Source organism: Beijerinckia indica subsp. indica ATCC 9039, from assembly GCF_000019845.1.
Lineage (GTDB): Bacteria > Pseudomonadota > Alphaproteobacteria > Rhizobiales > Beijerinckiaceae > Beijerinckia > Beijerinckia indica.
On record NC_010581.1, the window covers coordinates 2,006,254 to 2,025,941 of the forward strand.

15 protein-coding genes and 1 tRNA gene are annotated in these 19,688 nt (G+C 56.5%); 5 read left to right on the forward strand and 11 right to left on the reverse strand.

The features are described 5' to 3' along the window. Positions 1-152: 152 nt before the first annotated feature. The gene (locus BIND_RS20130; protein WP_012384757.1) at positions 153-3,098 is read left to right on the forward strand and encodes a TIR domain-containing protein; all 2,946 of its coding nucleotides are present in this window, start codon (positions 153-155) and stop codon (positions 3,096-3,098) included. Between the two features lie 162 nt (positions 3,099-3,260). On the opposite strand, the gene BIND_RS08980 is transcribed toward BIND_RS20130, so the two are convergent. The 4 genes from BIND_RS08980 to hisS all read right to left on the reverse strand — a co-directional run bounded on the left by BIND_RS08980 (position 3,261) and on the right by hisS (position 8,540). Beyond that, positions 3,261-4,520: an AGE family epimerase/isomerase gene (locus tag BIND_RS08980; protein ID WP_012384758.1), complete on the reverse strand. Its 1,260-nt coding sequence runs from the start codon at positions 4,518-4,520 to the stop codon at positions 3,261-3,263. 276 nt (positions 4,521-4,796) lie between these two features. Further along, positions 4,797-5,774 carry an ATP phosphoribosyltransferase gene (gene hisG / locus BIND_RS08985; protein WP_012384759.1) on the reverse strand — a complete coding sequence of 326 codons (978 nt, stop codon included), beginning with the start codon at positions 5,772-5,774 and terminating at the stop codon, positions 4,797-4,799. Beyond that, positions 5,774-6,913, reverse strand: coding sequence for an ATP phosphoribosyltransferase regulatory subunit (locus tag BIND_RS08990; protein WP_012384760.1), 1,140 nt, complete (start codon positions 6,911-6,913; stop codon positions 5,774-5,776). Before BIND_RS08990 ends, hisG begins: the two co-directional genes overlap by 1 nt. Before the next feature lie 124 nt (positions 6,914-7,037). Then, positions 7,038-8,540, reverse strand: a complete 1,503-nt coding sequence (gene hisS / locus BIND_RS08995) for a histidine--tRNA ligase (protein ID WP_012384761.1) — start codon at positions 8,538-8,540, stop codon at positions 7,038-7,040. A gap of 388 nt (positions 8,541-8,928) precedes the next feature. Here hisS and BIND_RS09000 point away from each other — a divergent pair, with 388 nt between their 5' ends. Together BIND_RS09000 and BIND_RS09005 are read left to right on the forward strand one after the other, a co-directional pair. Further along, a complete protein-coding gene (locus tag BIND_RS09000) occupies positions 8,929-9,783 on the forward strand; it encodes a DUF2076 domain-containing protein (RefSeq protein ID WP_012384762.1) in 855 nt (284 codons plus the stop codon). A 515-nt stretch (positions 9,784-10,298) separates the two neighbouring features. Beyond that, the gene (locus BIND_RS09005; RefSeq protein ID WP_012384763.1) at positions 10,299-11,738 is read left to right on the forward strand and encodes a DEAD/DEAH box helicase; all 1,440 of its coding nucleotides are present in this window, start codon (positions 10,299-10,301) and stop codon (positions 11,736-11,738) included. Between the two features lie 111 nt (positions 11,739-11,849). Here BIND_RS09005 and BIND_RS09010 read toward each other — a convergent pair whose 3' ends face one another. From BIND_RS09010 to BIND_RS09030, 5 genes are all read right to left on the reverse strand, one after another. After that, positions 11,850-12,800, reverse strand: coding sequence for an SEL1-like repeat protein (locus BIND_RS09010; protein WP_012384764.1), 951 nt, complete (start codon positions 12,798-12,800; stop codon positions 11,850-11,852). Between the two features lie 73 nt (positions 12,801-12,873). Beyond that, the gene (locus BIND_RS09015; RefSeq protein WP_012384765.1) at positions 12,874-13,629 is read right to left on the reverse strand and encodes a YkgJ family cysteine cluster protein; all 756 of its coding nucleotides are present in this window, start codon (positions 13,627-13,629) and stop codon (positions 12,874-12,876) included. A 233-nt stretch (positions 13,630-13,862) separates the two neighbouring features. Beyond that, positions 13,863-14,561, reverse strand: a complete 699-nt coding sequence (gene alkB, locus BIND_RS09020; RefSeq protein WP_012384766.1) for a DNA oxidative demethylase AlkB — start codon at positions 14,559-14,561, stop codon at positions 13,863-13,865. A gap of 250 nt (positions 14,562-14,811) precedes the next feature. Beyond that, positions 14,812-14,887: transfer RNA gene (locus BIND_RS09025), tRNA-Lys, on the reverse strand. 125 nt (positions 14,888-15,012) lie between these two features. Next, entirely contained in the window at positions 15,013-15,252 is a 240-nt protein-coding gene (locus tag BIND_RS09030; RefSeq protein WP_012384767.1) for a DUF1467 family protein, read from the reverse strand. Positions 15,253-15,750: 498 nt separating this feature from the next. On the opposite strand from BIND_RS09030, the gene BIND_RS09035 reads away from it, so the two are divergent. Next, positions 15,751-16,350 carry a L,D-transpeptidase gene (locus tag BIND_RS09035; RefSeq protein WP_012384768.1) on the forward strand — a complete coding sequence of 200 codons (600 nt, stop codon included), beginning with the start codon at positions 15,751-15,753 and terminating at the stop codon, positions 16,348-16,350. A 73-nt stretch (positions 16,351-16,423) separates the two neighbouring features. Here the strand turns inward: BIND_RS09035 and BIND_RS09040 are convergent, their stop codons facing one another. Then, positions 16,424-16,804, reverse strand: a complete 381-nt coding sequence (locus BIND_RS09040; RefSeq protein WP_012384769.1) for a gamma-butyrobetaine hydroxylase family protein — start codon at positions 16,802-16,804, stop codon at positions 16,424-16,426. A gap of 114 nt (positions 16,805-16,918) precedes the next feature. Here BIND_RS09040 and moaA point away from each other — a divergent pair, with 114 nt between their 5' ends. Continuing rightward, on the forward strand, positions 16,919-17,974 hold the full coding sequence (gene moaA, locus BIND_RS09045; RefSeq protein ID WP_012384770.1) for a GTP 3',8-cyclase MoaA: 1,056 nt from the start codon (positions 16,919-16,921) through the stop codon (positions 17,972-17,974). 178 nt (positions 17,975-18,152) lie between these two features. Here the strand turns inward: moaA and apbC are convergent, their stop codons facing one another. Continuing rightward, positions 18,153-19,238 carry an iron-sulfur cluster carrier protein ApbC gene (gene apbC, locus BIND_RS09050; protein ID WP_012384771.1) on the reverse strand — a complete coding sequence of 362 codons (1,086 nt, stop codon included), beginning with the start codon at positions 19,236-19,238 and terminating at the stop codon, positions 18,153-18,155. Positions 19,239-19,688: the final 450 nt, after the last annotated feature.

Here is a 19,688-nt window from a genome sequence, read left to right on the forward strand (position 1 = left end):
CTTGTATAGGCGCCCAATCTCTAGAGCTCAGTCTTGCCAACCTCCGTCCAAAGCGACTATCTCCGTCCTACTAAGACCATCATCGAACGGATGTCAGCTTAATTGATTTCGCGCCCCACGCTCTTTTTAATCCGCCACTTGCGACGAATAACATGAACGAAGATTCAAAAAGCTCTCGCCGCTTTGCGATCGCCCTCTCGTTTCCAGGGGAACACCGGGAATACGTCGAACGAGTTGCCTTGGCATTGCTACCGGAACTTGGCGGAGAACAAGGCAAGGCCCGCATCTTCTATGACGCGTGGCATGAAAGTAAAGTAATCGGATACAATTCGAACCGGAAGCTTCAGAAGGTATACTCAAAAGATTCCGATTTGATTGTTCCATTTTATTGCAAAGACTATTTGGAAAAGAAGTGGTGTGGCGTAGAACTGCGCGCCATCGAAGAATTGCTGTTTGATCAAGAATACGAAAGGGTGCTTCCTTTTCGCTTCGATATGGTGGACATCCCTGGATCTTTCAAAACCGACGTATTTCCGATTATTACGGAGCGTTCGCCGGAAGACATCGCTCGCCTGATCCTCGAACGCTACATGGAACTGCACGGTGACGAGGTCGTGCAGACGACTTCGCCCCATGCCACCCCGGCCCACGCCATCCCCGCTGATATCTCCCGCATCACTGAATATGCTCCAACGCAATTGATCGGTCGCGAGGCCGAAACTCAGCTCCTCCACGACGCCTGGGCGAAAGCCCAAAACAACGAAACGAAGCGCCCCCACCTCCTCACCTTTGTCGCCCTTGGCGGTGAGGGAAAAACCTCGCTTGTAGCAAAGTGGGCGGCAGAGCTTGCTCACCTGGATTGGCCAGGGTGCGACGCGGTGTTTGCATGGTCCTTTTACAGCCAGGGCTCAGAGGGACAGGTTGCGCCCTCCTCCGAGTTTTTCTTGAAGGAGGCCCTCACCTTTTTCGGTGACTCTGTGATGGCGGACAGCGCGGTGGGCGCGTTCGATAAGGGCCGGCGACTGGCAGAGCTTGTCGGCGGACGACAGGCACTGCTAATCCTTGATGGTCTGGAACCGCTACAATACGCGCCGACCTCACCCACACCGGGTGAGCTTAAGGACCCTGGCCTCGCCGCGCTGCTTAAAGGGCTCGCCACCAAAAACTACGGCCTATGCGTGGTCACCACCCGCTATTCAATCCCCAACTTACGGGCCTTTTGGCAGAACACCGCCCAAGAAAAGAACATCTTGCGCTTATCCAAGGAAGCGGGCGTGGCGTTGCTTCGGGTACTGGGAGTGAAAGGACAGCAACTAGAGTTCGAGACTCTCGTAGAGGATGTGAAAGGTCACGCGCTCACTTTGAACCTGCTGGGCGCTTATCTTCGTGACGCCCATGCCGGGGATATCCGCAAGCGAGACCTCATTAATCTGCGAGAAGCCGATGAAGAACAAGGCGGACACGCTTTTCGCGTCATGGATGCCTATGTGCGGTGGTTCGAGAGCGACAGGAGCGAAGGAAAGAAAAGTCAGCGCGCCCTCGCTCTATTACGGTTGTTGGGGTTGTTCGATCGGCCAGCGGATGCGGGTTGCCTCATCGCATTGTGGAAAGCTCCCCTCATCCCGAATCTTACTGAGCCGCTCGTAGCGATAAGCGAGGCGCATCGCAATCAAGCCTTCACCCGGCTGCAGGATGCAAAGCTGGTCACAATTAAACGGGACGGGTCCGGTGTGTTGCTCACGTTGGATGCTCATCCATTACTACGTGCATACTTTGCCTTACAACTTCGCACGTACCACCCCGAGGCGTGGCGCGTCGCCCATGAGCGGCTTTATAAGTACCTTTGCACCACAACGGAGGACAAACCCGAGCCTACGCTCGAAGATCTGCAGCCTCTCTATCAGGCCGTTTCTCACGGTTGCCAAGCCGAGATGCAGCAGGAAGCATGTGAAATGTACCGTAACCGGATCATTCGCGAATCGGCATCCTACAGTACAAGAAGACTTGGTGCTTTAGGTTCTAACTTGGGAGCTCTGGCCTGCTTCTTCGAGCAACAGTGGAGCCGCGTCTCGCCCGTGCTCACAGAAAACGCCAAAGGCTGGCTAATGTCAGAAGCCGCCCACCATCTGGTATTTTTGGGGCGGTTAACCGAGGCCATGGAGCCGGTGCAGGTTGCGCTAGAGGTGTCCATCGCGAGGCAGGCCTGGAAGAACGCTGCTATCACCGTTATCAACCTCAATCATCTGGAGCGGGCACTGGGCAAGGTCGCCAAGGCGGTCAAGACGGCCGAACTGTCAGTGGACTACGCTGACCGTAGCACTGATGCCACCACTCTAGCGATCGGGTTCTCAGCCTATGCCGAGGCTCTTCACCAAGCGGGACGAGAGGCTGAGGCGGCGGCGCAGTTTCTAAAGGCTGAGGCGATATGGATTAGGCTCCAACCCGAGAACCCACTGCTACACTCGTCGGCAGGCTTCCACTATTGTGACCTGCTCCTTGCCGGTGCCGAACGGGCGGCTTGGCGAGGCATGTTTAATTCATCATTTGTCCCACAACCGTCCTTGTCAGAATCCTGCAGAGAGGTCTCCAAGCACGCAGCGCAGACGCTGCTGTGGAGCGAACAGAACGCCTTCTCTCTCCTTGATATCGCTCATGACCGCCTCACACTTGGCCGCACGGCGCTCTACATGACAATTCTGGATAGCGATATGCCCCAACAGTCCAATTTTTGCCGCGACTCGCTCGATCAGGCCATTGAGGGATTCCGGCGTGCCCAAGTGCAATACGCCCTTGTTGAAGGTCTCCTCTCCCGTGCGTGGCTACGTTTCCTCGCAGGGGCACCGAGCGGTGCCGAGAGTTCGCAAAGCGACCTCGACGAAGCCTGGGAAATTGTGGAACGCGGGCCGATGCCGTTGTTTATGGCAGACATTCATTTGCACCGAGCACGATTGTTTGGATTAAGCAAAGATCGACCAGCAACGTATCCGTGGACCTCTTTGCAACACGACCTCACCGAGGCGCGGCGGTTGATCGAAAAGCATGGCTATGAGCGGCGCAAGGAAGAACTCGAAGATGCAGAGGCCGCCGCCCGTCGGTAAAGTGCGTCCAAAGCAACCAAAGCCTTCTGGGTTTTGGATCGGCGCCGATGCCAGCCGGCAAGAAGCATAAAACCTGACACAAGGTGGCATCATGATAAACATGCGGCGGCATCTTTGACACGGTGTCCACGATGGTTAAGAGACACCCGTCTCGCTGCAAACTCATATCCGGCCGTTGGTGTCGATGATACCCTTGGTTACACTGCCAGTCGCAGGGAAGAGGGGGATGAGGCAGGCCTGCAAAGCGTGATAGATATCGCCCTTGCCTGGGAAGAGGCTGTGAGAAGGCACGAGATCTTCTGTCAGTTCCTCATGCCAGCCGCCATTGGCGTGGTCGATGAAGGCGCTCTCAATGACATTCCAGATCTTGCGATAGCTTTCCTCGTGGAAATCACTCGGCAAATGTTCATTGAGGAAGTGCGCGGCTGCCGCCCCCTCACAGGCCGGCCACCATAGCTTGGCGCGCTTGGCCGGCTTATCGTCCCAGTCCAGCGTATAGAAGAAGCCGCCCTTGTCCGTATCCCAGCCGAGCGCCATGGACTGCGAGAAGAGACTTTTGGCTGCGTCCGGCATCCAGCTATGCTTCTTGCCGCCAAGGGCCCAGAGCTGCAGGATGAGGCGAGCCCATTCCAGCCAATGGCCAGGGGTCGTGCCGGCAGGACGTAACATTTCATTCGGGTGATAGTAGCTCTTGTCGAGACCCCAGTCGGCGCTGAAATGTTCAGCCACGCGCCAGCCGACCGAGCCGGCCGAACGGCGGATGACGAGATCTGCGATGCTTTCAGCCTTGCTGAGATAGTCGCGATCGCCGGTCGCCTCGAAGGCAGCCATCAGCGCCTCGGTCAAATGCATATTGGAATTCTGGCCGCGATAAATACCCTTGTCGAGCGGCTGCCAGTCGGCAGTGAATTCCTCTGCGATTGCCCCATGCTGGGGTTCCCAGAACTTGGTGTTCAGAATTTCTGTGATATCAGCCAGCATGCCATCGGCCAGCGGGTGGCCAGCCGCCTTGGCGGAAGAAGCAGCTAGCAACACGAAGGCATGGCCATAACCCTGCTTGCTGGAATCGACCGGGCCATTGTTATCAAGCGACCAGAAATAGCCGCCATTTCTGCGGTCGCGATGATGGTTCCAAAGGTAGTCCATGCCGTGATCGACGACATCAGACGCTCCAGGACGACCAAGCAGGGTTCCGATCGAGAAACAGTGCACGGCACGCGCAGCAATATGAATATTGCGGACCTGGCCCTCGGCATCGAGGGGCTTGCCGTGGTCATCGAGGTCGCAGAAGCCGCCTTTCCGATTGACCGAATTATGCTGGAAGAAATCGAAAAGGCCGTTTGCCTGCGCGAGCAGCCAGTTGCGGTGATAGGCGCGTGTCGTCCAGTTGCTGAGCCCGCTATCGCCAATTGCCGTTATCATTTCTTCCCTCCGATCATATACAGGGGCGCAGAAATGCCAACGGGTGCACATCGCCCGTCCTTGTTAGCTCCCCCCATTTTGTCAGTCTGATCGTTATTCATGGGAGGCGCCGGCGTCAACGCGGCAGGGACACTGGTTGGGCTGTATTACAGAGTGAACGGGGCGATCACGAAGATTTATAGTGCTGGCCTGTGATGTTAGTTCCCGCCTCGGCGGCGGATCACGCCGATCCTGCTTCCACTCGCCTGCCCTGCTGTCACGCCGCTGAAAGCGCGATCATGCAAGACGATCGACAAGCTTTTCATAAAGCGGATTTTTGGCAGAGAAGACATAATCCTGAGCGGTGACACCCACATGGGAAGCCCCTTGGGCAATCAACCAATCGGCCAAGGCAGCGACCTTGTCGCTGGGACAGCCAAAGATCAAATGACCGTCTTTCCCATAAAGGCGCACGCGAGCCGCAAACAGCTTTTGGGCCTCCTCAAAGCTGTCCGTCGCCACATTTTCCAGAACGGTCGAGACCTCACGCGTCGTGCGGCCTTCCTCCTCCGCCGCTATATGCGATAGGATAAGCCGCGCCTTTTCCCGATTGGCCTCATTCCAATCGGCATTGAGCGATGCTGCCAGATTCGCCTCCGAGCGCAGGATCACACCGTCATCAAGGATTTTAAGCGCATTGGCCGAGAGCGTCGCGCCCGTCGTCGTAATATCGACGATGAGTTCAGCCTGCCCCGCCGCTGGCGCGCCTTCGGTTGCCCCCAGACTTTCAACAATACGATAATCCGTGACATGCTGGCTGGCAAAAAAGCGCCGTGTCAGATTGATATATTTGGTTGCGACGCGCATCCGCTCGCCGCGCCGCGCGCGATGGAGCACGGCGACATCGTCCAGATCGGCCATGGTCCGCACATCGATCCAGGCCTGCGGCACGGCAACCACAACATTGGCGAAGCCAAAGCCAAGCGGCGTCAGCAAAGCGATCTTGCGATCGGAATCCGATAGGGTTTCGCGGATCAAATCCTCGCCGGTGACACCGAGATGAGCGCTGCCGGCGGCCAGATGAGTGACAATGTCGGACGCCGAAACAAAAGCGACCTCGACCCCCTCGATGCCCTTCAGCGTGCCGCGATAATCACGCGAACCCCGGCCCTGAACGAGGCTGAGCCCGGCGCGTGCGAAGAAGGCCGCGACATTTTCCTGTAAACGCCCCTTGGAGGGGACAGCCAGAACGAGCGGTGCCTGCATCTCACTCATCAAGCGGCTCCGCCCTTGTTCATGGCGTCAAGCGCCTCGATCCAGATCGCCGCGCCGACCGCTGAAATATCCTGCGGCGCGCCCAGTTGACGCAATAATTTGTCGTAACGGCCGCCGCCAATGACGGGCTTTTCCTGCGGCCGCAGCCGATCATGCGCCTCGAAGACGAAGCCCGTATAATAATCCAGATTGCGGGTGAAGCGCGTCGCGAAATGCAGGCTCGAAACATCGAGACCGCGCGCGGCGATAAAGCCGAGCCGCGCATCGAAACTGTCGAGAATGCTCGTCAGGTCGAGACCCGCCTCCGACAGGAGACGGCGCATGGCCTCCGAGGCCTGGTCAGGATCCCCCTCGATGGCGAGGAAGCGCTCGATAATCTGCCGCTTTTCAGATGCCAGTCCCTGGCTCGATTTCAAGGCAGCCTGTTCGAGAAAACGATCAGCGATCTCGGCCGGCGTGCGCCCGCTGATGGAGGCAAATCCCGCTATGGAGAGCAAATCCTCGACGAGCGCGCGCGCACCCTGGCGGTCGGCACCATCGAGAAGCGCAAGCACGCCAGAATGGTCGGTTTGCGTGCTCTCCCCCGTGGGGGCAAAAATCATGTCGAACGGCGTGCCAAGAACCTGCGCCCGCAAAAGCCGCCGCCGCCAGGGAGGCGGCAATTCCAGCGCGTCGAGAAGAGCGGTGAACAGCCCGACATCGGTAATACGAACGGAAAGACGCTCGGCGAAGTCGCCAACAGCTTCCAGCGCCAGGCCCAAAATTTCGGCATCAGCGGCTTCGCGATCCTGCCGGCCGAAACTTTCGATCCCAGCCTGGATGAACTCGCTCGGCCGTTCGCCGCGATAGCGGAAAACCGGCCCGCAATAGGAAAACCCGGCGCTCGAGCCAGCCTGCGGAGAGTCGAGATAAAGGCGGGAAACCGGAATAGTATATTCAGGCCGTAGGCAATAATCAGCGCCGGAAATATCACTCGTTAGATAAAGTTGGCCGCGCAAATCCTCCCCCGAATCGAAGAAAATCGCGGCTGGTTGCAGGATTTTTGGCTCGCAACGCGGATAACCAGCGGCAACAAGGCGAGCGGCGACCGCCATCTCGAAGAGCGGCTCATCGATAAGAGAGGGAGAGGAAACGGGCACGGTCTGTTCTCGTCGCGAGGCCAAGTTGCTTTATGCCATGTGGCCGGATGCTTTTCTCTCTTGAAAAGAAATTATGTCGTTTTCTCTTCAAAGATGGAGATAAGTTCTCGGATTAATCCGTTAATTATCCGTGCCGCGCGAGCACTTCGCGCACCGCCGCGACCAATTCGCTCTCGGGCACCGCAAATTGCGCCTTGGCGCGCAATTCGAGATAATCCGCGCGATCCTTGCTGGAGGCGGCCAATTCGGCGCCGAGCGCCAAATCGCGAATCGTCACCTGCGGGCCATCGGCATGGTCGCGCTCGTTCGAGCCTTGAATGATGCCGCAGAGAGAGCCGCGCTTGTCGGCATATTTCAATTGCGCATTCATACCGGAACTGCCGAGATAAAGCTCAGAGCGGATGCCGGCCTCGCGCAATGCCGTGACGAAACCCTGGTAACGGGCGACGTGATCCTTATCGAGAACCAGGACGACCACAGGTCCCCGTTGCATGCTGCTTGTCACGATCGGCGATTTGATGGCTGTCAAAGCTGAAAACAGGCGCGAAACGCCGATCGAAAAGCCGGTGGCAGGCACGTCCTCGCCCCTGAACCGTCCCACGAGTCCATCATAGCGGCCACCGCCGCCGACCGAACCGAAGCGGATCGGCCGGCCCTCGTCGTCCTGCACCTCGAAGGTCAATTCGGCCTCAAAAACGGGGCCAGTGTAATATTCAAGGCCACGCACCACAGCCGGGTCGATGCGGATGCGATCGGCAAAGCCTGCGGCTTCGACGAGCTCGGCGATGGTTTTCAGTTCGGCCGTGCCTTCCTGCCCACGCGGCGTCGAGGCGAAAACCTCAGCAAAACGCGCGACGGTTTCGGCATTGTCCTTTCCGCCTGCTTCGAGAAGAGCGAAGACCTGGGCGATCTGCGTAGCATCAAGGCCGGCGCCCTTGGTGAAATCTCCCGATTCGTCCTTGCGGCCAGCGCCCAGCAACAGGCTAACCCCTTCGTGGCCGAGCCGGTCGAATTTATCGATCGCCCTTAAAACCGTCAGGCGCCGCCCCGCATTCTCATCGCCGCCAAGGCCAATCGCTTCCATAACCCCATCAAGCACTTTGCGATTATTGACCTTGATAAGATAATCGCCGCGTTTAATGCCAAGCTTTTCCAGGGTTTGCGCCGCCATCATGCAGATTTCGGCATCGGCGGCAACGGAAGCGGCGCCGACCGTATCGGCATCGAATTGCATGAATTGACGGAAACGGCCGGGACCCGGCTTTTCATTACGAAACACATAGCCCGCCCGATAAGACCGATAGGGCTTTGGCAATTGATCAAAATGCTCGGCGACATAACGGGCAAGCGGCGCCGTCAGATCATAACGCAAAGACAGCCATTGCTCGTCGTCATCCTTGAACGAAAAGACGCCTTCGTTAGGCCGGTCGAGATCGGGCAGAAACTTGCCCAAGGCCTCCGTATATTCAATGAAGGGCGTTTCCACCGCCTCGAACCCATAGAGTTCATAAGAGGCTTTGATCGTCGCGAGCATCTTATCCGTCGCCGCAAGAGCCGCGGGGCCACGGTCGATCAGGCCCCGCGGCAGTTTAGCACTCGCGCGGGGGGGGGTTTTCGGGGCGGTCATTTCGAGGAAAGCCTCATGAAGTAAATTTAACGCAGGCAGAGATTTGCGCCTGCTCTTACGTGCCCTTCACGCAAGGGGCAAGTGCCACCTCGATGAAACGGTTTGGGGCAAGATGATCTAGGGTTCTGAAAACGCACCGGATTTAACAAGAAAGCGGATTTTGGCTCCGCCGCCAGCGTTAAGGTGCTGATGAAGCAAAATCCTTTGAAAGCAAGCCGTCAAGCGCCCGCGATCGTGGGTCCCCTTAACCAACCCTTGGAGCCATCTTGGACAGCCCCCATATTCTGCCAGCGCGCGTCTCCTCGATCGTCGCATCGACTTGATCCGGCAGAGATACAATTCGAACCCGTTGCGGGCCGTGACGCCGCAGCTTTCATGGGAGAACAGGATGTCACCTGAAGAACGCCAATTGCTGACCGGCTTGTTCGACCGGATTAAAACCGTCGCGAATAATCCGCGTGACCGGGAAGCTGAGACACTCATCGCGGAAGCCGTCAAGGTGCAGCCCTATGCGCCTTATCTCATGGCGCAAACCGTTCTCGTTCAGGAACAGGCCTTGAGTGCCGCCAACGAGCGGCTGCAACAATTGGAAGCCGAGGTTCAGGCGCTAAAGCAGCAGGTCGAGCAGCAACCGGCCCAAAGTGGCGGCTTCCTCTCCGGCTTGGGCTCGCTGTTTGGCGGTGGCGTCCCGCCTCGCCCCAGCAACCCGCCCCCGCCCTACCCGGGCGCTCCCAACAACAATCCCGGCCCCAATAATCCCAGCCCTTGGGGACGGCCACCGCAGGCGCAGGCCCCGCAGCCTTCGCAGGCTGGCTGGTCGCAACAGCCAGGTTACGCACAACCGCCGCAAGCTGGCCCCTGGGGTGCGGCTCCGCCTCCAAATTTAGGGCCGGGGCAAGGCGGTGGATTCTTGAAGGGTGCGCTGGGTGCGGCGGCCGGTGTCGCGGGTGGCGTGCTGCTGGCTGATTCGATCAAAGGCCTCTTTGGTGGCCATAATTCTAATCTCGGCATTGGTTCGGGCTTAGGCAATCTCGGCACCGGCGGCCTTGGATCATCGGCTGGGCTCGGCGAGAACCAAGGCGGCGGCGAAACCATTATCAATAATTATTATGGATCGGACGCTCCTTACCAACAGGCCGATTCCTGGCAAGACGGGGATCATTATCCCGAAGATACGCAAAATGCCTCCGATTACGGTGGGGATTACGATAATTCCGGCGATGATGACAGTTACGACGTCTGAGCATTCTTTCCAGATACGGACCGCGCCAGCCCTTTGAAAATGGTCCTGGAACGGCCTGCTTCCTTCCAAATCCGTCCATTTTCACGGAGCGCTCCTAGGGGCGCTCCGTTTTTTTTACTCATTTTTTAAAGTATCGAGCCAATCGTCAAAACAAAGCCCGGCTTCTATCATGCCGCCATGATCAAGGTTACTTGGTTGAAATGAAGCCTTTTTCCTTGGCCGCCCTGCCCTTTAGAAAGAGCTTTTGCTTGACAATGTCATGGGGCTGCTGTCAAAAAGCCTCATACTCATCGTTATAGCAAAAGGGCTCTTTTGGCCTTTGTGAAAACCGATCGATTTTTTATCAGAACACGGGTCCATTTCGGGCCAACACTTTAGCGGCATGATCTCACATTTGAGACCGATGACATGCCTTAGGCTTTAAAATTCAATCCATTCCCTCCCGTTTCGGGCGGCGCCTGACCAAGATCGACCCGCTCATCTCCTCCCGCCTTCGTCCTCGGAAAGGACTTTCTTTGACTGATTTTCGCGGCCTTGGCCTTGCCTCATCCCTTCTCGACACATTGGCAAAACAAGGTTTCACCCGACCTACCCCAATCCAGGCACAAGCCATTCCGGCAATCCTGGAGGGCCGCGATCTCATCGGCATTGCTCAGACAGGAACCGGCAAGACCGCCGCTTTCGCCCTTCCGATCCTGCACGCGCTCATCACCCATCCGACACCCGCCCCGCGTGGTGGCGCGCGCGTCCTCGTATTGAGCCCGACACGGGAGCTTGCAAGTCAGATCGCCGAGACCTTCCGGACACTCGGGCAATCCCATGCCCTTTCTGTCGCCGTTGTTTTCGGTGGCGTATCGCCTGGCGCTCAGATCAAGGCTTTGCAGCGCGGCCTCGACATTCTTGTCGCGACACCTGGACGGCTCGTAGACCACATCGATTCCGGTGTTGCCCATCTCGGCAAGACGGAATTCTTCGTTCTCGATGAAGTTGATCAGATGCTCGATCTCGGCTTCGTCAAGCCGATACGGCGTATCGTTGGAACCCTGCCGGCTAAACGCCAAAGCCTGTTCTTTTCCGCGACCATGCCTGGAGAAATTCGCAAGCTTGCCACGGATCTATTGAAAGACCCGGTCACGGTTTCCGTGACGCCAGTCGCCAAGACCGCCGATCGTGTGCGGCAACAAGTTGTGTTCGTGGAGACGCATCGCAAACGTGATATTCTCATCGAATTATTCGGCGACGCGATGATGACGCGCACCATTGTCTTCACGCGCACCAAGCGCGGCGCCGATAAAGTCACCCAGCATCTCGAAAAGGCTGGCATTCCCGCTTTTGCGATCCACGGCAACAAGAGCCAGAGCCAGCGTGAACGATCACTCCTCGCCTTCCGCTCTGGCCATGTCCGGGCGCTGGTTGCGACCGATATAGCCGCGCGGGGCATCGATATCGATGGCGTCACTCACGTCGTCAATTATGAATTGCCGGAAGTTCCCGAAAGCTATGTTCACCGTATTGGCCGCACCGCCCGCGCCGGAGCGGAGGGCATTGCCATTTCCTTATGCGACGGAACAGAGCGGGATTATTTGCGCAATATCGAAAAACTCACCCGTCTCAATCTTCCCGTCGAAGACCGCCGCAGCAGCTTGCAAAATGGGGAGATTTCCCCGGCTGCGCGGCAGCATTCGGATCGCCGCCCAGCCTATGGGGAAACCTGTCGCCAAGATCGCTCCCAAGATCGCTCACTGGACCCTTCCCGAGATCGCCCATCTGGACGCTTCTCACGGCCGGGAAATCAGGAGCGTAGAGGTGATGGCGACACACGCGCCAACGAACAAAGACCTCAGCGGCAAAACAGGCCAGCGGCATCCCTCTCGAAAGGCACGCGGCCTCGGCCTGCTTTCCACCAAAGGCGTCAGCGCTCTGATATCGAGCAATCCCCGGCCGATCAGAGTTAAGCGGCAACAGGCTCAATTCTCAAATGAAGACCATTTTGGGATTGAGGCGTTCGGAGTTACGCGCAGGACTCAAGAACCTCAAACCCGAAGGGATAACCCCTTTCGGGTTTGTTACCAGCCGCCAAATCTAGGTAACCGCACATTAAGCTTCAAAGAGCGGAAAAACCACTTCAAAGAGCGGAAAAACAACCAAAGCAGGCTACCAGTTGCTGCGATCAAGACCGCCGTGGCGACCTCTATCTGCACGTCTCTGTACGTTACGCGCGCTGCTATTTCGGGAAAGCGTGCAGCTCCAATCGTGTTAGCCTGTTTTTTCTCTGTGGTGGTAAGTTCTCGCTCGATCCTTTCACCGACGACCTTTTCATGAGCCCAAAACTCTTCGCAGTTATTGCACATCCCCCAGTAGTCGCTATAGATCGACCAGGCACCGTGCTTAACTCGCCAAAAAATAACACCTGCCTCGACGGGATCACGGGACGTGCCCGCTCCGTCTAAATACGCTTCGGCCAAGTCTAATGCCGCATCGTCATCACGGTATGTCGCTACGAGGTCGTTAAGAAGGAGGAAAGCACGTCTTTCGTCACGAGGCACACCTCTGCCATTTCTGAGGGCTGAGCTGAGATAATACATGCAGTAGTAGTCACCTGGCGCGCTCTTGGATTCGGTTCGCGCGCCTCTTGTGATCGTCACGCACTTCTCAGCAGCGTTGGTGGCATTTTCAAAGTCTCCTCGACGATCGGCTTCACGAATTGGTTGTTTCAGCGTTTCCGCATCACGCCAGTCTGTCGCCTCAGCTTTGGCCGCAATCGTAACACCAATATTCAAGGCCGCGAAAAGCGCGATAGATAATCTTGGACTCGCCCTCATTTTATAGCATCGCTTGGGAAGTTGCTGTCCGATGCTGTGCCACAATCCTCGACACAGTTGGCTGACTGATGTTGTAGCGGTGCGCCAGACAGCATCGATCATTTCGAGGCGGTGCCGATCATGATCCGATACCGTGAAGAAAATTCTGTTGTGCATGCAGCACAATGCCATGCAGAGACCAAAACAAAAAGCCATCTATAGGCTCTTTCGTTTCGGTCAATCCACAAGCGCGCAAGGGCATTCTTGCTTGATAACCGGCCGTATCAGGTCACGCCGCCATGGCCTTGATCGCCTCGAAGGTTTCAGCCATTTCGTCCGGGCTGACATCCATAATCATGGCCGAAGCGAAAACATCCTTCCCAGCCAGCCATTCGGCTTCGATATCCGGCTGTTTCAAGGCAATTTCCAGGGCTTGATTCAACTCATAGATACCCCATCCGAGATCGGCATCGCGGAGCGCCGATTGCAGAGAATTCTGAATGAGGCTGCGCACGGTCAAATGCAGCGAAGAAACGGGTACGGCGATCTCCTCGCCATTCAGCGCTTCGACGCAGGCTTTCTCGGAGAAGGAAGCATGGCCCCGGCAAGCAAGCGGTCTTTGGGCATAGATCACACAGAGACCCTCTTCGATGAAGGGACAGACCACGCCCTGTTCCATGCGGTCCTGTTCCCCCAGCCCATGTGTCGTATCATTGGCTTCATGCAGCCTTTGCAGCAAATCCTGAGTCCAGGTCGCTTTGTCCTGCGTTTCGCTCAATGCCCGCAGATGCCGGGCTATATGCAGAATTTCCGGCGCGGTGGCAGCCACCCGAATCGTACAACAGCTTGCGCAGCCACCCCGGCATGCCAAAGCCCCCATGCCTTGCGCACAAGCATCGACGGACAGATCGAAGGTCGTGAAAGCCTTGGGCAGAAGCTTTTCCAGAAAATCATCCTTGTCCCGTTCAACCATGATCACATCGGCAAAAGTGCCGTTCATGCCCTTAAAAAAGGAGAGAGGATTGGCGACATCGAGAATCGGCATGGTTCACTCCTCTCAAGGACCGAGCGGACTCTTCGGTCCGCATGAAAACATGAGTTGCTGACGGGCTTCGTCGCGAAACGGGATCCGCTGTGGCTGAAATGGATTGCGCCGCCATCAGGCTTCCAAATGCCCGCTCATCAAGGCCAGCATTCTCGTTTCGCCCGTATTCTATATCTATTAATATATAGCACGTCAAGAATTAAAGATTCTATGACATACTCAATTCTGTGAATTTAGAGCGCTTTCCGGAATGTGAGATTATACCGCACCCGACCTGTGCTCGGATGCCACCCGTTTTTCAGTGTCAACACGCCGTGGTGGTTCAGTCGCGAGGCGCCACCCCAAACCACGACATCCGCATGGTCGAGAAAAATTTTACGGACTGGGTCCTTCCGCGTGGCGCCTCCAAATTGGAAAGTCGCCAACAGCCCAAGCGAGACGGAAACGATCGGCTGCGCAAAATCTCTCTCGTTCTTATCTTGATGCAATGACATGCGGCTGCCGGGTTCATAACGATTGATGAGGCAGGCATCCGGCTCGAAACCGACGTACCCAGCTCTCTCCGCCGCTGTCACGGCCACGGCTCTGAACAAAGCGGGCATGGCTGGCCATTGGTGACCGCTTTCGGGGTCTATGGCCCCATAGCGATAGCCCCGCCGATCGGTGATCCACCCCGTATCGCCACAATTGGTCATGGCGACCGACATGGTGAAACCGCCCGGCGTCACCATGCGCCGAAAAGGAGCCGCATGGGCTATAGCCCTCACCTCTTCCAAAAGACCCTCTGCTTTGTCAAGGACTTCGGCGCGCAAGAGGACGGCCCCGTCCGCGAAGGGCTCGATGATCCGTTGTGTTTCAAAAGGCAGGAGCAAAGACTCGTTTTGCCGCACGATTGAATCAGATGTCCTTTTGGAAGGCCAATATTCGATCATCAAGGATCGCTACAGCACAGGCCAAGCGTTACGCTTGGCACTCATCGTTGGGGATTTTGCAATCAGCGCGTGACAGAAGCAGAAGCGTTTCAAGCGCATTCTTGATCTATGCGCAAGAGACCGCCAAACAACGAATCGAGGGAGCCAAAAACGACGCTACGCGAGAACAAAACGCGGCAACTTGTCAGAATAGCCCTCTGAGACGTGTCAGAATGGCAATCCTCTATCACCAATAAACCATTGAATTTATTGGTGAGCGCGATGGGATTCGAACCCATGACCCTCTGATTAAAAGTCAGATGCTCTACCGACTGAGCTACGCGCTCCCTTAGGATGCCTCGGGAGTAACCTCATCGTGGCCAGGGGTCAATAGAAGGAGGCGATCAATCGCAGGATTTACAGTTTCTTCCTCTTGATCCTCTCGAAAGGCGCGGGTTCTGGCGGTCCGGCCTCAGGCCTCAAAATGGGCAATGGCGACGACAATGCCGAAAACGACACAGGCCAACACTGTCGTCCAAAATATTTTAGACCAAAAATGCAGCGCGACCGGCGCGCCTGGGTCCGTTCCCGGCACAACGTCACCCGTCTCGTGCTGCGACCGAACGCCAAACGGCAAAACGGCAAAGAGAGCGATAAACCAGATCGTGAAGAAAATCGCGCAAGCCGTTGCGATAGGAAAAGGAAATTGCATGGTTACTTCACGCCTCACGCTGGAAACCGAACCGGCATCGTGACATCGGCCTCACACAAGCATCATAGGCGAACTTATGGAAAATTCCCATGAGCCTGCGAGTCCTTTGAATGGTGGACATAACAAGAGGTTGAACACAAAAACTCATCTCCCATGAAAGGAAAACGAATTCCAGAATGTTCCAACAATCTCCTTCACACCCTGGCCCTGGTCAGGCTGCGCAGGATGCGGAACATCAATGACGCTTAGGCGCCCAGTTCAATCGCAACGGGCCTGACACCTCCCGAAATGACGCCAAGGAAAACCAATTCCTTTCAAGCGCCTATTGCCCATTCATGTTGCTGATAGAACACAGGAAGAGGAAATCTTTTCTCCCTCCTATGTTGCAGTGCGGAAAAGATTGCCAAGGCGCTATTATGGCAGGATTATGATAGTCTCTCTTTCCCCTCAGTGGTAAGATTCTTCGCGCATTGCGAAGCCTGATCAGGGATGATCCACATGTTTCGTTCGCGCTTGGTCCTTACCAGTGCCGCGCTTCTGTTCGGGATGGCTATCTCGTTTCAGGCGCTGGCCTATGAATATGACCTCAACGGGCAACCCGTGCCAGATGGTCAAAATTACAGCAATTCGAGGATGGAAGGCCGGCCGCAGGCTGTGGCTCCCGCCCGTGAGACAGTATCCTATTCGACACGTTACGCCCCAGGAACGATCGTGGTCTCCACGGACGAGCGCCGGCTTTACTATGTGCTTCCGAATAATCAGGCGATCCGCTACGGAATCGGTGTCGGCCGGCCCGGCTTCGAATGGCATGGTGTCAAAACGGTCGCGATGAAACGCGAATGGCCATCCTGGACGCCCCCCGCGCAAATGCTGCGCCGCAGACCCGACTTGCCTCGTTTCATGCCGGGCGGTCCCGATAATCCGCTCGGAGCGCGGGCCCTCTATATCGGCGGTACACTCTACCGCATTCATGGTTCAAACGAACCCGAAACCATTGGTCAGGCCGTCTCTTCCGGCTGTATTCGCATGACCAACGAAGATGTGACCGACCTTTACAGCCGGGTCAAAGTCGGCACACGGGTCATCGTTCAACGCTGACTGAAGAGAAGCTTTGAAAACTGTCCAATCGATGCCAATCATCGATTGGACAGCATGGACGAGTCCGTACCCTTCAAAGTTGACCAGGACGATCGCGCGTGAGTCCCTTGCTGGCCAGCTCCGCGATATAAAAATTCCATTTCTCTTCGTGCTGGCTGCCGAGCTCGTAGAGGAAATTCCACGAATAAATGCCCGTGGAATGCATGTCGTCGAAGGTCAGGCGCACGGCGTAGGTTCCCACTGGCTCAACGCCGATGATGAAACATTTTTCCTTGCCGCCGACCGTGACCCTCTCTTCCGGGCTGTGGCCTTGTACTTCCGCGCTAGGGCTCATGACGCGAAGATATTCGGCCGAGAGATCATAACTGGCGCCATTTTCGAAGCTGATCGACAAGGTCTTGCCATTGTCCTTCAGCCGCAATTCGCGCGGCCATTGCCCTTCCTGATCGCTCATGCTTGCGCCGTCCTGCCTCGAGTTTCTCGGCCGTGGTTCTTCACCACGGAATTCTCTCTACACGTCTTTGTTAAGCCCTTATCCGTCATGCGATATTGGGCTATATGAAAGAGCATGACGCTTATTCTGCCGCAAGACGCAAAATCCGAACCAGCCCGTCTGGAAACGGGTTTACCGCCCCTCGTCGATCCCTTCGGCCGCCACATCAGTTATGTGCGCGTCTCCGTGACCGATCGCTGCGACATGCGTTGCACTTATTGCATGGCGGAAGATATGCACTTTCTGCCAAAGGAACAATTACTCACCCTCGAAGAACTCGATCGGCTCTGCTCGGCCTTCATCGCGCGTGGTGTCAAAACCTTGCGCATCACTGGTGGCGAACCCCTGATCCGGCGTAATATTCTGAGCTTGTTCCGGGCTCTTTCGCGCCATTTGAAATCCGGTGCCTTGTCGGAATTGACCCTGACCACCAATGGGTCGCAGCTTGCCCGCTATGCCGAGGATCTCGCGGCCTGCGGCATCCGCCGCATTAACGTCTCGCTCGATACATTGGACGCGGATCGCTATCGTTCCGTGACCCGCTGGGGCGATCATGCCGAGGTTCTGAGGGGGATCGAGGCGGCCCGTGCTGCGGGTCTCAAGATCAAAATCAACATGGTTGCTCTGCAAGGCGTCAATGAGCACGAAATCGTCCCCATGCTGGAATGGGCGCATGGCCAGGGCATGGATCTGACCCTGATCGAAGTCATGCCCATGGGAGTCATCGAGACGGATCGAGCCGACCAATATTTGCCCCTGACTCGTGTGCGGACCGCCCTCGAATCCCGCTTCACCTTGCGCGATATCGCTTACAAGACCGGCGGTCCGGCCCGTTATGTCGAGGTTGGAGAAACCGGGGGACGGCTCGGCTTCATTACTCCTCTGACGCATAATTTCTGCGAGGGCTGCAATCGCGTCCGCGTCACCTGCACCGGCACGATTTATATGTGCCTCGGCCAGGAAGATGCCGCCGATCTCCGCACGCCTTTACGGGCCGCTGTTTCCGACGAGCTTTTGCACCAAGCCCTCGACGAAGCCATAGCGCGCAAGCCGAAAGGCCATGACTTCGATATTGATCGACACCATGCCATGCCCGCCGTGTCGCGCCACATGAGCATGACCGGCGGCTAAAAAGAAAAGCGCATCCATGTGTCATACCAAAGGTCGTAAAGAAACGACCTTTGGTTCCTTTCTTGAATTTTCGCTTTTTCAAAGCGAGAGCGAAAATTCAAGAGCAGTCCAACGGTCATCTATTATGACCGTTGGTACCATGACTGCGCTTCAAAGGTTTGGAAATCGATCGCTTCTCTTATTCGATCACGATCTTCGGTGCGACGCGCTGCCGGCCTTTTTCAAGCATGGCTTTGATCTGTCCGGCAATATCCAGATAGACCTTGGCATAGGGGCTGTCCGGTTCAGAGACGACGACCGGCTTGCCCGAATCGGCGCGTTCACGGATCGTCATATGCAGCGGGACCTCGCCGAGGAAAGGCACGCCGAGACGTTCGGCCTCCGCCCTCGCGCCGCCATGCGCGAAAATATCCGAGCGCCCACCACAATGGGGGCAAAGGAAATAGCTCATATTTTCGACAATACCGAGCACCGGCACATCGACCTTGTTAAACATGGCAATGCCGCGCCGCGCATCGATCAAGGCAAGATCCTGCGGCGTTGAAACGACGACCGCGCCAGCCAGCGGGACATTCTGCGCCAGGGTCAATTGCGCATCGCCAGTGCCGGGGGGCATATCCACCACGAGGCAATCGAGCTCGCCCCAAGTGACATCGCGGAGCAATTGCTGGACGGCGGCCATGACCATGGGACCGCGCCAAACCATCGGTTCTTCTTCATCGACCATGAAACCGATGGAAATCGCCTTTATGCCAAAAGCCTCCAGGGGCTTCATGAAGCGCCCTTCCGATTCGGGTTGGCCTTTAAGACCGAGCAGGCGTGGCAGCGAGGGGCCATAAATATCGGCATCGAGAATGCCGACTTTCCAGCCGAGCGAGGCGAGCGCCAGAGCGATATTCACGGAGGTGGTCGATTTACCGACGCCACCTTTGCCGGAGGATACCGCGATAATGTGAGTAATGCCCGGAATGGCAATGCTACGGGGCGCCTGCGGCTTGGGTGGCGCGGGCGGCGGCGTCTGTTTCTCTGCCGTCAAGCTCACCAAGGCATTGCCAACGCCCTTGAGTTTCTTGACTACGGCTTCGGCGGCCGCGCGCATGGGTTCTAATGCGCCTGCCTGTTGCGGATCGATCGCGATCGAAAGATAAACTTTATCATCCTTGATCGAGAGGCCAGCAATGGCGCCCGATTGAGGCAGCGGCGTTTTTCCATCCGGTCCGAGGACCGTCCCGAGCGCGTTGAGAACGTCTTGATCGCTGACCATTCTGACTCGCTCCCTCGTCGAGTTCTGATCTGTTCGGTCGGCCGAGTTGAAAATGACCGAGACCGAATTGGAGAACCAATCTGCTTTGCACGCGATATTGCGGAGATCGATCGGCGCCTTATAGGCATCCCTTTCGAGGTCTTCAACACAGGGCTTAGCGCGTATCTGCCCAGCTTTAACGAAGCAAGAGGCACGCCATGGCTATACGGATTCGAGAAGTCACGAGCCGAACGCATGAGCCAAAGACAGGCCCTATAACGGGTTCATGGGATGGAATTCCAGCTAGCTTATTAAATTTATTCTAAGGTATTTTTCGTGAAAGTGATTTCCACTTTCAGCAAATAGTCTCGAAGCAATCCTATGCTCAACGTCCCGCCCGCAAATCCCTTGCCCGCATGAAAATTCCGTCGAAGGATCGTCGATTGTCCGCCCAAGGATCATATGATGGCT

Coding starts and splice junctions, on each gene's coding strand:
- BIND_RS20130 (WP_012384757.1), top strand. CDS start 153: ATGAACGAAGATTCAAAAAGCTCTCGCCGCTTTGCGATCGCCCTCTCG.
- BIND_RS08980 (WP_012384758.1), bottom strand. CDS start 4,520: ATGATAACGGCAATTGGCGATAGCGGGCTCAGCAACTGGACGACACGC.
- hisG (WP_012384759.1), bottom strand. CDS start 5,774: ATGAGTGAGATGCAGGCACCGCTCGTTCTGGCTGTCCCCTCCAAGGGG.
- hisS (WP_012384761.1), bottom strand. CDS start 8,540: ATGACCGCCCCGAAAACCCCCCCCCGCGCGAGTGCTAAACTGCCGCGG.
- BIND_RS09000 (WP_012384762.1), top strand. CDS start 8,929: ATGTCACCTGAAGAACGCCAATTGCTGACCGGCTTGTTCGACCGGATT.
- BIND_RS09010 (WP_012384764.1), bottom strand. CDS start 12,800: ATGGCTTTTTGTTTTGGTCTCTGCATGGCATTGTGCTGCATGCACAAC.
- BIND_RS09015 (WP_012384765.1), bottom strand. CDS start 13,629: ATGCCGATTCTCGATGTCGCCAATCCTCTCTCCTTTTTTAAGGGCATG.
- alkB (WP_012384766.1), bottom strand. CDS start 14,561: ATGATCGAATATTGGCCTTCCAAAAGGACATCTGATTCAATCGTGCGG.
- BIND_RS09030 (WP_012384767.1), bottom strand. CDS start 15,252: ATGCAATTTCCTTTTCCTATCGCAACGGCTTGCGCGATTTTCTTCACG.
- BIND_RS09035 (WP_012384768.1), top strand. CDS start 15,751: ATGTTTCGTTCGCGCTTGGTCCTTACCAGTGCCGCGCTTCTGTTCGGG.
- BIND_RS09040 (WP_012384769.1), bottom strand. CDS start 16,804: ATGAGCGATCAGGAAGGGCAATGGCCGCGCGAATTGCGGCTGAAGGAC.
- moaA (WP_012384770.1), top strand. CDS start 16,919: ATGACGCTTATTCTGCCGCAAGACGCAAAATCCGAACCAGCCCGTCTG.
- apbC (WP_012384771.1), bottom strand. CDS start 19,238: ATGGTCAGCGATCAAGACGTTCTCAACGCGCTCGGGACGGTCCTCGGA.